Consider the following 13,816-nt stretch of genomic DNA (forward strand, 5'->3'; position numbering starts at 1 on the left):
ATGATCCAGGTCACCTTCGATCAGTTGCATGCCTGGCTGACCGCCTTCTGGTGGCCCTTTCTGCGTATTCTGGCGTTTTTCAGTGCCGCGCCGTTGCTCGGCCACTCCAGCGTGCCCCGGCAGATGAAGATTGGCCTGGGTCTGCTGATCACCATCGTGATCGTGCCTCATCTGCCGACGCCCCCGGCGATTCCGGTGATGTCCTGGGCCGGCCTCGGCGTGTCGGTGGAGCAGGTATTGATCGGCGTGTCCATGGGACTGGTGTTGCGGGTCATGTTCGCGGTGGTAATGGCCGCCGGCGATTTCATCGGGCTGCAAATGGGCCTCGCCTTCGCCACCTTCGTGGCACCGGATACCGGCGCCAACACCATGATCGTATCGCGCTTTCTGTACATGATAACGCTGCTGATGTTTCTCGCGGTGAACGGCCACCTGATGGTGATCGATACGCTGGCGGGCAGCTTTCAGACGCTGCCGGTAGGGCTGGCCGGCCTCAATAGCGATGCCTTCGAATTGCTGGTGCGCTATGGCGGCACCATCTTCGCATCCGGCCTGATGCTGGCACTGCCTCTGGTCTGCGCCCTGCTGATCACCAATCTGGCGCTCGGCATCCTTAACCGGTCCGCGCCTCAGCTGACGGTATTTTCGGTGGGTTTCCCGCTGACACTGACCTTGGGCCTGTTCCTGTTGACGGTGCTGATGGGCGATCTCGGGCGTTTTCTTCAAGGCTTGTTTGGAGAAGGGTTGGGCGTTTTGCAGCATCTGCTGGAGCGTTTGGCGACGTGACGGGGCGTTCATTCGCTTGCAAGCAAGCTTCCCACAGCGGCTTCGTAGCTCATGCCATGGGAAGCTGGCCTTCTACATCCGATCGAACAGGGACAGCCCCTTGATCCCCATGAAGCTCTGCTGAGCGGCCTGCAGGCCGACCTGGCGAAGCACGTACTCGGAAATCGCCTCCACGTAATCCAGGTCAACCAGATCGGACATGGTCTGCTCGTAGTTGAGGGTGCGGTTGTCCGCCACCGTATCCACCACGTCCAGCTCGTTGAGGCGGGAGCCCACCGAGGCCCGCACGGTGAGGACATTGTCCAGGCCGTTGTCCAGTTCACGCAGCGTGTTATTGAGGGTGTTGGTACGCGCCGCCTTCTCCGCGTCGGTAGAGGCCGGATTCTCCAGCACCGCCAAAGCCCGCTCAAAGGTGGCGAACAAGTCCGGATCCATGTCGGCGGCTTTATCCACCGCAATACTGTCACCGTCCGCCGGCGTACCTTCCAGCGTCATGGAGAGACCGCCAAAGCGGATCGGTTCGCCTTCCTGATACGGTTGCGGCGCACCGCCGTTGACGCTGTAGGTGATATCCGTGCCGTCATCAGCGAACTCGATGGTAAAGGCGCCGCCGAAATCCGCATCGTCAACGTCGACCACGTCCGGTCCGGTGAACGTCACCGAGCCGCTATTACCGCCATCTGCGCGGGCCAGATAACCGGCACTGGCATGCACACTCTGGAAGATATCCTCGCCATTATCGGACACCGGCATCAAACGGGAGGCATCGATACGCTGCTGGCGAACCTGGGTATCGCCCACATAATCGACACCGCCCCCGTTTTTAACGAACGGCGGGCTGTCGTCCTGGTAGCCGCCGAACAGATAACGGCCATTACCGTCGGTGGCGTTGGCCTGGCCGAGCAGCGTTTCATAGATCCCACGCAGTTCACTGGCGGCGGAGTCGCGATCGGCGTCGCTGAGCGTGCCGTTCACCGCCTGCAGGATCAGCGTCTTGGCCTGAGTGATTGAATCGCTGACGCTGTTCAGCACACTCTCTTCCTGGGACAACGCATTGCGCGCACCGACCCGCGCGTCACCATACTGCTCGGTGAGCGCCAGGGATTGCGCCACACGCACGGCCTGGGAGGCGGCCTGGGGATCATCGGAGGGATTGACCACGCGGCGCCCGGAAGCGATTTGCTGACTGACTTTCATGAGGTTGGCCTGCTGGCGATTCATGGAAGTCATGCTTTGTTCGAACATGGTCACCGTACTGATGCGCATAACGATGGCTCCTCAACCGGTTAACGCAGGCCCAGGATCGAATCGAGCACGGTGCTGCCCACTTCGATCACCTTGGCGTTGGCCTGGAAATACTGTTGGAAACGAATCAGGTTTGTGGCTTCCTCGTTAAGGTCCACACCGGATACCGATTGCTGCACGGCGCTGAGCTGCTCTTGCAGACCCTGTTGTGCCGCCAGATTCACCTTGACGATGTTGGTGCGGTTGCCGACATCCCCCACCAGCGAAGCGTAAGCCTGGCTGAACGTCGCGTTGCCGCTGACCAGAGACTGGTTCTGCAACTCCTGCAACGCCAGCGCATTCTCGTTGTTGCCACTGCCGGCGTCGCTGCCGGCGGCGATCTCGGCGGTATCGCGAATCAACATTTCCATACCGCCGGCGGCATACCGGGTGGGCTGAACATCGAAGCGATCATTGACGGCCAGCTGTGTCGGGTCATCGATGGTGACGACAACGCCACCGAAGCTGAGTTGATTATTGGCATCCAGGATGGCATTGACGGTTTCGCCATTGTCCTTGCGGGTAATGGCGAACTCACCGGTGGCGGGATCGACCACCGTCACCGTGTAGTCGCTGGTGGTCAGCCCCTCGGCATCGCCAAAGGCAACCGACAGCGTGGCCGTACCGGTATTGTCGGCATGGCTGTACAGCCGTGGGGAGCCAATGGCGAACAAATCCTCGCCGGCGTCGCCGTTCAGATCCACACCGGCGCGATGCTGTTCGTTGAAGGCCTGGGCCAGGGACACGGCCAACCGGCCCAGCTCGTTCTGGGTTTTATCCAGAGTCTCTTCGCGGAAGTTCAACAAGCCGCCCAGGGTACCGCCCTGGATATTCTTGCTCTTCAGCTCCACCAGATTGCCGGCGGAATCGTGGTAGCCCACCACCAGGCGGGAGGGATCGGTTTCCGATTCCACCGCTTCCAGTTCGAAACTGCGGGTTCCGGCCACCAATGGCTGACCATTGCCGATGCTCACGTTGTAGGTGCCGCTTTCCTGTACCGACAGCTTGACGTCGATACGTTCGCTCAGTTCCGCCACCAGTTGGTCCCGTTGATTCAGCAAGGCGTTCGGCGCTTCGCCCTGCTTGGCTTTGGCCAGGGCGATCTCCCGGTTCAGATTGGCGATCTGTTCGGCGGTGTTATTGATCTGAGTGATTTCGTCACTGATCTGTCCGTTGATACCGTTCTGCATGTCGTCCAGATATTGTTGGAACGAGCGGAACTGGGCGGACAGTGTATCAGCACTGCCGATCACGCCCTGCCGGGAAGAAGGGTCGGAAGGCGCCCCGGCCAGGTCTTCCAGGGAGGAGAAAAATTTCTGGATCAGCGGCGCCAGCCCCGCTTCCTGATCCGCCAGCAGATTGTCGATCTGGCTGACCTGGGTCTCATAGGCCTGCAAAGCGCTGGCGTTGCTGGTGGACTGGTTCAGTTGCTCGGCCACGTACTGATCGAACTGGCGCTGAATATCATTCACCCGAACGCCATTGCCGACACCACGCTCACCCAGCAAAACCAGCTCCCGATTGTAGCCGGGCGTGTAGACGTTACTGATGTTGTTGCTGGTGGCGTACAGCGCATTCTGGGCCGCGTTCAAACCACTCAGGCCAATGGAAAACAAGCTCATCGACGGTATCCCTGCGTTATCTAGTCAGGTTATCGGCGGCAGCCGGCGGTACTTGAGTCCCAACGGCGGCTTTATTTATCGTCAGGATCGGACGTCTGACCTTTCTGCATGGCTCGCCACCAACGTGCCGCGCAACCCCTCCATAATCGCTATCAACTTCTCCGCGTAGGCCGGATCGGTGGCGTAACCTGACGCCTGCAAGGCACGGGCGGCGTTTTGCCCATCCGGGGCCGCCGCCACCGCGGCATAGCGCGGATTTTCGGTGAGCAAACGGCCATGGTCAGCGAAGGCATCGGCGTACGAATCATAGACCCGGAACCGATCCACCTGACGCACTCGCTCGCCATCCACGTACTCGTGCGTAACGATGTCGGTGGTGTCGCCACGCCAGCCCGTCCCGGCCTTGATGCCGAACAGGTTATGACTGTCGGCACCGTCGGCGGTACTGATGCGGTAGCGCCCCCAACCGGTTTCCAGGGCCGCCTGCGCCAACAACAATTCCTGCGGCAAACCACTGCGCTCACTGGCTTCCCTGGCGGGACCGGAGAGCCGCTGCAGGAACGCGTCCTTATTCCAGTCCGCCTGTCTCTCCACCGCTCCGGCTATGGTGTCCGGGGCGGTGACCGGCAGCGCCTGCCTCGCCCCCAAGGTGCGGGGCGCGCCACCAAAAGCCGTGGCGAGATCAGAGCTACCGCCGATTTGTGGCGACAGCTGGCTGATCAGTTGCTCCGCCAGACCGACACCACGACCCGCCACATGCTGTGCCAACTGCTGATCCGCCAGCGACTGATAAAAGCGGGACTGATTACTGTCGAGCAAATCCGCGCGCGGGATGGCATCGCGCATGCTCTTGACCATCTGCTGCAGGAACAACGCTTCGAACTGTTGCGCCGCCTGCGCCAGCTGTTTCTCCGGGTCCAGCGCGGCTTTTTGCTTGAGCCGTTGCAACCCCTGCAAATCAAGGGCGAACTGGTTGTCGCTTGCGCCAATCGCCATTACAGAATCTCCAGCTCCGCGCGCAGCGCACCGGCTGATTTCAGCGCTTGCAGGATCGACATCAGGTCCTGGGGCGTGGCGCCCAGCGCGTTCAGTGCGTCCACCACTTCCATCAGATCCGCGCCTTCCACCACTTGCAGCGCACCGCTTTCCTGTTCGATACGGATATCACTGTCCGGCACCACCACGGTCTCACCTTCACCGAAGGGCGCGGGCTGACTGACGCCAAAGCGGGTATCGATGGTGACCGAGAGATTGCCGTGGGCCACCGCCGCCGGGCGCAGAGTGACGCGCCCGTTCAACACCACCGAGCCGGTACGGGCGTTGATCACCACCTTGGCCGGAGCGTCCGAGGGATTCAGTGGAATGCGCTCCACCCGCGCCATGAACGCCACCCGCCGATTATCGTCGCGAGGGCCGACCAGACGAATGACGCCGCCGTTGACGGCACTGGCCACCGGCGAGCCGAATTCCTCATTGATCGCCTGCACCGCCCGCCAGGTGGTATCGAAATCGGCGTCATGGAACTGCAATTCCAACACGCCGTTGTCACCGCCGAGTTGCAACGGCACCTCCCGTTCCACCATGGCACCGCCGCTGATACGGCCACCGGCCTGCTGATTGATCTGAGTACTGCTGCCACCAGCCTCGGCGCCGGCGCCACCGACCAGCAGATTACCCTGGGCCAGCGCATAGGTTTGCCCATCCACGCCTTTCAGGGGCGTCATCAACAGGGTGCCCCCCCGCAGGCTGCGCGCATTGCCCACCGAGGACACCACCACGTCGATGCGTTGTCCGGGGCGGGCGAACGCCGGCAGATCGGCGGTCACCATCACCGCCGCCACATTACGCAGCTGCATATTGGTCCCCGCCGGCACGGTAATGCCCAGTTGCGAAAACATGTTGATCAGCCCCTGGGTGGTGAATGGCGTCTGCATGGTCTGGTCGCCGCTGCCATCCAGTCCCACCACCAGGCCGTAGCCCACCAGGGTGTTGTCGCGCACGCCGGCGAAGCTGGCCAGTTCCCGCAGGGTTTCGGCGCCGGCGCACAGTGGCCACGACAACAGCAATAGTAACCATGCCACCAACCATTTCGGGCGGTGCGATCGGGGACCAGGGAAAGCAAACTGTTTCATGGTTGGCGCCGTCATCAGAACGGGGAAATATTCAGGAAAAACCGCTGCAGCCACCCCATGTGCTGAGCTTCATTGATGTAGCCGTCGCCGACGTATTCGATGCGCGCGTCGGCGACCCGGGTGGACAGTACCGAGTTGTCGCCGCGAATCACCTGGGGGTCCACCACGCCGGCGAAACGGATAAACTCCGTTCCCTGGTTGATGGCGATCTGCTTTTCTCCCCGCACGCGCAGATTGCCGTTGCGCAATACTTCCAAAACGGTAACGGTGAGCGTGCCGGTAAAACTGTTGTTGGCCCGGGAACCGCCGCCCGATTCGAAGGTATTTGCACCGCTCAGGTCGAAACCATAGTCGGCCAGATCCTCCAGCCCCTTGGGCAGCACCTGCGGCGTGAAGGTGCTGTTGCCGGTACGATTGGCGTTACTGCTGGACACCTTGCTGGCGCTGACTTCTTCGTCGAACACAATGGTCAGCACATCGCCAGCCATGCGCGGCCGGTTGTCCTCGAACAAGGGGTGATAGCCGCGCCTGGCCTGGAAAATGGATCCGTTGGCCTGGGGCGCCGGCGGCTGGGCGATCTCCACCCGCTCCTGCTCACCCACCACGGAAGGACGTGGCAGTTGCGCGCAGCCCGCCAACAGAGACAGCCCCAGGGCCAGCCCCCACAGGCGCGGATCAGAGCTGGGTGAGCCGGGCAAGCATTTCATCGGAGGTTTGCACCGCCTTGCTGTTGATCTCATAGGCCCGCTGGGTCTGGATCATGTTGACCATTTCCTCCACCACATTGACGTTGGAGGTTTCCACATAGGATTGGTAAATCCGGCCGGCCCCGTTCATGCCCGGCATGCTTTCGGTACGCATACCGGAGGCGGCGGTCTCCAGGTAGAGATTCTCACCGATGCTTTCCAGGCCCGCGGCATTGACGAAGGAAGAAAGGGTCAATTGCCCCACTTCGCGGGCATCGGTGGAACCCGGCTCGGTGATGGAAATAATACCGTCCTGACCGATGGTGACGCTGAGCGCGTTGTCGGGAATCAGGATCGCCGGCTCCAGCGGATAGCCACTGGAGGTCACCATCTGGCCGTTCTCATCCAGCTGGAAACTGCCATCACGGGTATAGGCGATGGTGCCGTCCGGCATCAGCACCTGGAAAAACCCCTTGCCGTTGATCGCCAGATCCCGCGAGTTGCCGGTCTGTTCCAGCCCCCCCTGGGCATGCAGGCGCTCGGTGGCCACCGGCCGCACCCCGGTACCGATCTGTAAACCGGAGGGCAGACGGTTCTGCACATCGTTCTGACCGCCGGGCTGGCGCAGATTCTGATACAGCAGATCCTCGAACACGGCACGGGATTTCTTGAACCCATTGGTGCTGACGTTGGCCAGGTTATTGGCGATCACGTCCATCTTCACCTGCTGCGATTCCAGACCGGTCTTGGCGGTCCACAAAGAGCGAATCATGCTGACGTCCCCTTCTTGTCGTCGTCGTCAAACCGGCGGATCAGGGCCGGCCCGGCGGTTATCCGTTCATCGACAGCAAGGCGTTGGCCCGCTGTGAATTCTGGTCGGTATGCTCGATCACCTGCAGTTGCATTTCATAGCGGCGGGCGGTGTTGATCATCGACACCATGGCTTCCATGGTGCTGACGTTGCTGCCTTCCAGAGCACCGGATTGCAGGCGCCCCAGTTCATCACGCGGCAGCGCACCGGCCCCGGCGCGGAACAAGCCGTCATCGCCACGCTCCAGGTTCCCGGCGGCATCGTTGACCAGCTTCAGACGCCCAACCTCGGCGATGGCGTCCGGCTGTTCCCCGGCGCCAATGGCGCTGACGGTACCGTCGGCGCCAATCGACAGGCTGGCGCCGAGCGGTACCACGATCGGGCCGCCATCACCGATCACCGGCCGCCCACCACTGGTCAGCAAGCCTTCGCCATTGACCTGCAGATCACCACGACGGGTGTAAGCCTCGGCACCGTCGGCACCCTGCACCGCCAGCCAGTTGCCTTCCTGCAGGGCCACGTCCAGGTCACGGCCGGTGGCGTTGATCGGGCCGATACTGAAATCGGTACCCGGCGTGGTCGCCATCATCGACACCCGTGTCGGCAGCGCGCCGTCACCCTGCACCGGCACCGCTCGCAGCGCGTGAATCTGCTCGCGGAAGCCGGAGGTGGTGGCGTTGGCCAGGTTGTTGCTGACCACCGCCTGCTGATCCTGGCTTTGCTTGGCCGCCACCATGGCGGTATAGAGGATGCGGTCCATGTCTCAGGCCTCGGCGATTAACGCAGGTTCACCGCGTTCTGCAGCACTTCGTCCTGCACTTTGATGGTCTGGGTGTTGGCCTGGTAGTTGCGCTGGGCGATGATCAGATCCACCAGTTCGGACGTCAGGTCCACGTTGGACACTTCCAGTGCCTGGGATTCCACGTTGCCGAACATGCCGGTACCGGCCAGGCCAAGCAGCGGCTGCCCGGAAGTACCGGTTTCCACCCAGGCGTTATCGCCGGCCGGTTGCAGGCCTTCGGGGTTGCGGAAGTTGGCCAGCGCCAGAGTGCCGAGCACCTGGGACTGCTCATTGGCGTAATTGCCGATGATGTTGCCGTCGTCATCCACGGTGACCCCCACCAGGCTGCCGGCGGTGTAACCGTTCTGGTCCAGCGAACCCAGGTCGAATTCCTCACCGAACTGCGTGGTGCCATCGAAGTTGATGCCGAAAGTCACGTCATCGGCGCCGTTGTTCATGGCAAAGGAATAGTCCGGAAAAGTACTGTTGGCCTGGTCCAGAGTGCCGTTGCTGTTGAAACGCAACTGACCGGAGTTGGCCGCATCCACGGTGCCGTCCACGGCACTGTGAACCGCCCATTCATTCTCACCGGTTTTGACGAAATACAGCGTCATGGTGTGCTGTACGCCGAGGGAGTCATAGACTGAGGCGGTGTTGGCGTAGGAGTACGTACCGTCGTCCGCCGGATCGAAGGCGTCGGTGATGACGTCGCTCTCCGCGTCCAGATTGAAGGTGGCATCCACGCCGGTGGTGGCGCTGGCGCTCATGCCGCCGGCCGGCACCTGCAACACCTGTGGCTGGCCGCCGGTGCCCACGCCGGCGGGGAAGCCGGTGAGCCGGGCGCCCTGGGCGTTCTCCAGGTAGCCTTCCTTGGTCAGGGTCAGTTGGCCATTACGGGAATAGACAATCTGCTCCCCCTGCAGGAAACGGAAAAAGCCGGCCCCGTTGATACCCAGATCCAGATTGCGGCCGGTGCTCTCCAGAGTGCCGTTGGAGAAGTCCTGCAACACACCCGAAACACGCACGCCCTGCCCCACCTTGGCGCCGGTGTAGACATCGGCGAACTGCACCGAGGACCCCTTGAACCCCACGGTCTGAGAGTTGGCGATATTGTTGCCGACCACGTCCAGTTGACTGGCGGCCGCGTTAAGACCGCTCAATGCCTGAGAAAAACCCATCTTTCAGCTCCTGTTCAGAGAATCTGCCGGACGTCGTCCAGCGTCACCGGATCGGAAATGCCGCCAAGATCCAGACGCGGCAGCCCATCGGTTCCCATCTTCACCCCGTTGACCAGGGCATAATTCAAAGTGGTGACATCCACCGGCTCGTCATCGCTGGTGGCGGTCATGGAAACCGTATAGGCGCCTTCCGGCGCCAGGGTGTCGTCTTCCAGCTTGCCGTCCCAGACAAAGGATTCGACACCGGCGTCCAGGGCGCCCAGTTCAAAGCGGCGCACCACCTGCCCGGAACCATCGGTGATGGTGACCACCACATTGTCGACCGCCTCCTCCAGCTCCACGCCAAACGGCGTGGTGGCACCCTCTTCCCCAACCAGCACCCGATCACCGGCCACCAGCACGCCACGGCCAATCAGGGCGGTGGCCTGCAGTGCCTTGCCAGCATCGATCTGGTCGTTGATCTCGCCGAGGCGGGTGTTGAGCTCCTGGATGCCGCTGACGGTATTGATCTGCGCCAGTTGCGAGGTCATCTCCGCGTTTTCCATCGGATTCATCGGATCCTGATTCTTCAACTGGGTCACCAGCAGGGTCATGAAGCTGTCCTGCAGCTCGCCGGCGGCGCCGCGACTGTCACGGCCAGCGCCAGTGCCGTTCATACTGTTCAGCACGGAGTTACTAATGTTCTGGGTGGCGCCCGCCATCAGCTTTCTCCCACGGTCAGGGTTTTCAGCATCAACTGCTTGCTGGTATTGAGGACTTCCACATTGGCTTCATAGGAACGGGAAGCGGCGATCATGTTGACCATCTCGTGAACCGGTTCCACATTGGGCATGGTCACGTACCCCTGCTCATCCGCCAGCGGGTGATGGGGCCGGTACTCGCGGCGCAGGGGGGCCGGATCTTCCACCACTTCCCGCACCGACACGCCGGCACTGCCTTCGCCATTTTGGCGACTCTCGAAAATCACCTGGCGCGCCCGGTAGGCTTCGCCGTCGGGGCCGGCGACGCTGTCGGCATTGGCCAGATTGCTGGCGGTGACGTTCATGCGCTGGGCCTGGGCCACCATCGCCGAGCCGGAAATTTCAAAGATGGAAAACATAACGGTTTCCTTTTATTCCGATTGCATGTTTATTCCGACTGCATGGCGCCCTTAAGGCCCTGAATGCGACTGTTGATCATGGTGAGCGCGGCCTGGTAACGGACCGAGTTATCGGCGAACTGCACCCGTTCCACATCCATGTTCACGGTGTTGCCGTCCAGGCTCGGTTGATCCGGCACCCGGTAGAGCAAATCCACCTCCTCAGTGGACACTCCGGTGGCCAGATGTCTCTCGGACGTGGTGGTCAAATGCAAAGCCCGCTCCTGCTCATCCCCGGCCACGGCCCGCGCCAGCTCGTCGGAGAAGTTGAAGTCACGCGCTTTGAAATGCGGGGTATCGGCGTTGGCGATGTTGCCGGCCAATACCCCCTGACGTTCGTGACGAAGTTGCAGTGCCTGCTGATAGAAGTTCAGGGCACCAGCCAGTTTATCGATCATGGCTAAACTCCTTTTGGATACAGCCAGACTAAAACGGGCCCCGGGTCTGCAAACGGATAAACAGCCATGCATTTGATGGCCATTTCGTTTATTCGCCATCGGCGGGGTTTCGTACACTATGGGCATGGGCCGAATCAGAGATGACAAAACATGAAGGCATGGCCATGGGCAATCAGCGCGTTGTTGCTGTTGATTCCCTCGCTGGCGGCGGCGACCACCGCGATGGAGCAACAGGCCAGGGCCTTTCTGTTGCGGGAAGCCGCCGGGCTGGGGGATCACATCGAAGTGACGATGCAATCCCCGAGCGCGCCGTTGCCACCCTGTGACGACGCCACACCGTTTCTGCCCGGTCATCAGCGGCCCCTGCTCGGCCCGGTGACCGTCGGCGTGCGCTGTGATGGCCAGGTCCGTTATCTGCAGGCCAGGGTCAGCGCCCGGGGACGCTACTGGGTGGCGGCGGACAGTCTGGAAGCCGGCACTCTTCTGGAAAAAGACGATCTGCGGGTGCGGGAGGGGGATCTGAGCGCCCTGCCACGCCGGGCGGTCACCCGCCTGGATGAGCTTGTCGGCAAGGAACTGACCCGCCCGCTGAACGCCGGCACTGTGCTGCAGGACAGCGTTTTACGCGTCCGGCCTCTGGTACGGCGGCGGCAACCGGTGAAGGTGGAAGCCATCGGGACCGGCTTTCGTATCGAACGCGCGGCCCATGCTCTGGAGGACGGCGCACTGGGTGAACGGATCCGGGTGCGCTTGCCGGACCGGAAGGTGCTGACGGTGGTGGTCAGCGGGCCAAACCGGACCCGGGTCACATTTTGACGTTCCCGGACTCAAGCGCCCGGCTTTTTGGCCGATGAAGCGTGAGAGGAGAGCTTGAACGGGCTCATGAACAGGCTCTATGTGCCTCCGCGAACGCAATGGAGAGACAGCTGTGAAAATTGATCATCCGCACCCCTTCAGCGCCAACCGCCCGGTGCCGGAGAAAGCCGCCGAGCGCAGCGTCGAGCGTTCCGCCAACGAGCCCGCGGAGACCAGCCCGGCGGCGGTAACCCATCTGCATCGCGACCGCAGCGACGGCGACATCGACACCGCGCGGGTGGCGGAAATCCGCCAGGCCATCAGTGAAGGCCGCCTGGAAATCCGCGCCGACCGCATCGCCGACGGCTTGATTGAGCGAGTTCGGGAAGAGCTGGAAACGCGGTCCGCCCCTTCATGAGCCTGAACATTCATTTGCAGCGCCAACACGACCATCTGGCCTCGCTGGAACAGTTGCTGTCCGAAGAGCGGGGCTTGCTGGTTCAGGGCAGCATCGACGGTCCGGAGTTGGGCGCCGTGGCACAACGCAAAGCCGCTCTGCTGGAAACGCTGGACACTTTCGAAGGCCGGCGCCGGGAAGCTCTGCAGCGGCTCGGCTACGACGACACGCCTCAAGGCGACGAACAGGCGGCCCGCGAAGCGGGCTGTCTGCCGTTGTGGCGGGCGATCCAGGCCCGTGCCCGGGCCGTGGCCGCGGACAACCGGGTCAACGGCGAGTTGATCGAACTGCGTGCGGCCAACAATCTGCGGCTGCTCAACGCCCTGCGCGAACAGGCCGGCAATCCGTTATACGGCCCCGATGGCCAACCAGGCCCGCGCAGCGGACGGCTGTCCTCGTCCGCTTGATAAGGGGGCTCGTTTCCGCTTCTTCCGTATTCTGCGAGCAGGAATGACAACGTGGCAATGACTCTCAAACAGGCGGTCGTCGACGACGACGCACTGGATGTCATGCTGGCCTGTCGGCCGGTGTACAGCAAAAATCAGGATCTGGCCGCCTTCCAACTGCTGCTGCAAGGCGGCGGCGACAGCGTCACGCTGTCCGACATTGAATCCAGCCATCCGGTGATTCTGGGCACCTATTCCCAGGTTTATCAGGACGGCCGCACCCGCACCGTGCCGACTTTTCTGCGCGTGACCCCGGAAGTGCTGCTGGCCCGGTCGTTACCCCATCTGCCCAAAAAGCAGTATATCCTCGACCTCGACCACGGCTTGGCCGAGCCAGACGTGTTGCTGGACCAGGCCCGGCGCTGGGCCGGCCAGGGCTACCGGCTGGCACTGGACGGGTTCGGACCGGCTGACAAAGTGGATCCGGCGCTGCTGGATCTGGTCCACATCATCAAACTGGACGTTCGCCGCTTCGACGACGACACACTGCGCGCCACGGTGGAAAGGCTCCGGCCCCACGGCGCCGATCTGCTTGCCGATCATCTGGGTGATCGCCGCCGTTTCCGTGTTTGCCTGGAATTGGGGTTCAGTTATTACCAGGGTGATTTCCTGGCCACGGCGGTACCGGTAAAAGGCCGCAAGATCGCCGGTAATCAGCTGTTGTTACTGCGGCTGCTCGCCGAACTGCACAACCCGGAATCAACGCCGTCGTCGCTGGAGGCCATTGCCATCCAGGACGCCCATCTGACCTGGCGCATTCTGCGCGTGGTCAACTCCGCCGCCCTGGGTTTGCGCCGTGAGGTGAGTTCCCTGTCCCAGGCCATCGCCTTGCTGGGCATGGACGAGATGCGGCGCTGGGCCAATCTGCTGCTGGTGCACGGCAGCCACAACAAGCCCGCGCATCTGGTCCGCAATATGCTGGTGCGCGGACGCATGTGCGAAGTGATGGCGGAGCTCTCCGGCGAAGAGGTCCCGGTGAACCATTTCATCGTCGGCCTGCTGTCGCAACTGGATGTCATCACCGACATCGCCATGCCGGAACTGATGGATCAAGTCCCCCTGAGCCAGGACGTGAAACGCGCTCTGGTGGCCCGCGAAGGGAAACTCGGGGATCTGCTCAACGAAGTGGAACACTACGAAAACGGCCGCTTCGATCGACTCACCTGGCTCAACGACACCTCGTTCTACGAAGTGGCCTATCGTCACAGCGTGGCCTGGGCCCGGCAGATTCAACAGGCCCTCGGCAGTTTGTGACACCCGATCACGGCGGTGCGGTCAATGGGCTCCGCGCCGCCGCCTTGC

The 13,816-nt window shown here is 62.2% G+C and carries 16 protein-coding genes; 5 read left to right on the plus strand and 11 right to left on the minus strand.

All coding sequences use genetic code 11. The annotated features are described in order from the left end of the window. A complete protein-coding gene (gene fliR / locus B5T_RS16935) occupies positions 1–786 on the plus strand; it encodes a flagellar biosynthetic protein FliR (protein WP_014995754.1) in 786 nt (261 codons plus the stop codon). Between the two features lie 72 nt (positions 787–858). On the opposite strand, the gene flgL is transcribed toward fliR, so the two are convergent. From flgL to flgB, 11 genes are all read right to left on the minus strand, one after another. Further along, positions 859–2,052 carry a flagellar hook-associated protein FlgL gene (gene flgL / locus B5T_RS16940; RefSeq protein ID WP_014995755.1) on the minus strand — a complete coding sequence of 398 codons (1,194 nt, stop codon included), beginning with the start codon at positions 2,050–2,052 and terminating at the stop codon, positions 859–861. Between the two features lie 20 nt (positions 2,053–2,072). Further along, entirely contained in the window at positions 2,073–3,692 is a 1,620-nt protein-coding gene (flgK, locus tag B5T_RS16945) for a flagellar hook-associated protein FlgK (protein WP_014995756.1), read from the minus strand. A gap of 81 nt (positions 3,693–3,773) precedes the next feature. Beyond that, complete coding sequence (gene flgJ / locus B5T_RS16950; protein WP_014995757.1) at positions 3,774–4,688, minus strand: flagellar assembly peptidoglycan hydrolase FlgJ; 915 nt, start codon at positions 4,686–4,688, stop codon at positions 3,774–3,776. Then, entirely contained in the window at positions 4,688–5,824 is a 1,137-nt protein-coding gene (locus B5T_RS16955; protein ID WP_051015528.1) for a flagellar basal body P-ring protein FlgI, read from the minus strand. Before B5T_RS16955 ends, flgJ begins: the two co-directional genes overlap by 1 nt. 14 nt (positions 5,825–5,838) lie before the next feature. Beyond that, a complete protein-coding gene (locus tag B5T_RS16960) occupies positions 5,839–6,531 on the minus strand; it encodes a flagellar basal body L-ring protein FlgH (protein ID WP_051015531.1) in 693 nt (230 codons plus the stop codon). After that, entirely contained in the window at positions 6,500–7,282 is a 783-nt protein-coding gene (flgG, locus tag B5T_RS16965; RefSeq protein ID WP_014995760.1) for a flagellar basal-body rod protein FlgG, read from the minus strand. The genes B5T_RS16960 and flgG overlap by 32 nt, the downstream gene beginning before the upstream one ends. Positions 7,283–7,340: 58 nt before the next feature. Next, positions 7,341–8,081: a flagellar basal body rod protein FlgF gene (locus tag B5T_RS16970; protein ID WP_014995761.1), complete on the minus strand. Its 741-nt coding sequence runs from the start codon at positions 8,079–8,081 to the stop codon at positions 7,341–7,343. Positions 8,082–8,098: 17 nt separating this feature from the next. Beyond that, positions 8,099–9,280 carry a flagellar hook protein FlgE gene (gene flgE / locus B5T_RS16975; RefSeq protein WP_014995762.1) on the minus strand — a complete coding sequence of 394 codons (1,182 nt, stop codon included), beginning with the start codon at positions 9,278–9,280 and terminating at the stop codon, positions 8,099–8,101. 14 nt (positions 9,281–9,294) lie between these two features. Further along, positions 9,295–9,981 (minus strand): flagellar hook assembly protein FlgD, encoded by a 687-nt coding sequence (gene flgD / locus B5T_RS16980; RefSeq protein WP_014995763.1) that lies wholly within the window; start codon positions 9,979–9,981, stop codon positions 9,295–9,297. Beyond that, the gene (gene flgC, locus B5T_RS16985) at positions 9,981–10,379 is read right to left on the minus strand and encodes a flagellar basal body rod protein FlgC (protein ID WP_014995764.1); all 399 of its coding nucleotides are present in this window, start codon (positions 10,377–10,379) and stop codon (positions 9,981–9,983) included. The genes flgD and flgC overlap by 1 nt, the downstream gene beginning before the upstream one ends. Before the next feature lie 29 nt (positions 10,380–10,408). After that, complete coding sequence (gene flgB / locus B5T_RS16990) at positions 10,409–10,816, minus strand: flagellar basal body rod protein FlgB (protein ID WP_014995765.1); 408 nt, start codon at positions 10,814–10,816, stop codon at positions 10,409–10,411. A 150-nt stretch (positions 10,817–10,966) separates the two neighbouring features. On the opposite strand from flgB, the gene flgA reads away from it, so the two are divergent. From flgA to B5T_RS17010, 4 genes are all read left to right on the plus strand, one after another. Further along, the gene (gene flgA / locus B5T_RS16995; protein ID WP_014995766.1) at positions 10,967–11,632 is read left to right on the plus strand and encodes a flagellar basal body P-ring formation chaperone FlgA; all 666 of its coding nucleotides are present in this window, start codon (positions 10,967–10,969) and stop codon (positions 11,630–11,632) included. Between the two features lie 112 nt (positions 11,633–11,744). Next, positions 11,745–12,029: a flagellar biosynthesis anti-sigma factor FlgM gene (gene flgM, locus B5T_RS17000; protein WP_014995767.1), complete on the plus strand. Its 285-nt coding sequence runs from the start codon at positions 11,745–11,747 to the stop codon at positions 12,027–12,029. Further along, positions 12,026–12,475, plus strand: a complete 450-nt coding sequence (locus B5T_RS17005) for a flagella synthesis protein FlgN (protein ID WP_014995768.1) — start codon at positions 12,026–12,028, stop codon at positions 12,473–12,475. The genes flgM and B5T_RS17005 overlap by 4 nt, the downstream gene beginning before the upstream one ends. Before the next feature lie 57 nt (positions 12,476–12,532). Next, entirely contained in the window at positions 12,533–13,768 is a 1,236-nt protein-coding gene (locus B5T_RS17010; RefSeq protein WP_041717093.1) for an EAL and HDOD domain-containing protein, read from the plus strand. Positions 13,769–13,816: the final 48 nt, after the last annotated feature.

Origin of the sequence: Alloalcanivorax dieselolei B5 (genome assembly GCF_000300005.1) — a bacterium.
GTDB lineage: Bacteria > Pseudomonadota > Gammaproteobacteria > Pseudomonadales > Alcanivoracaceae > Alloalcanivorax > Alloalcanivorax dieselolei.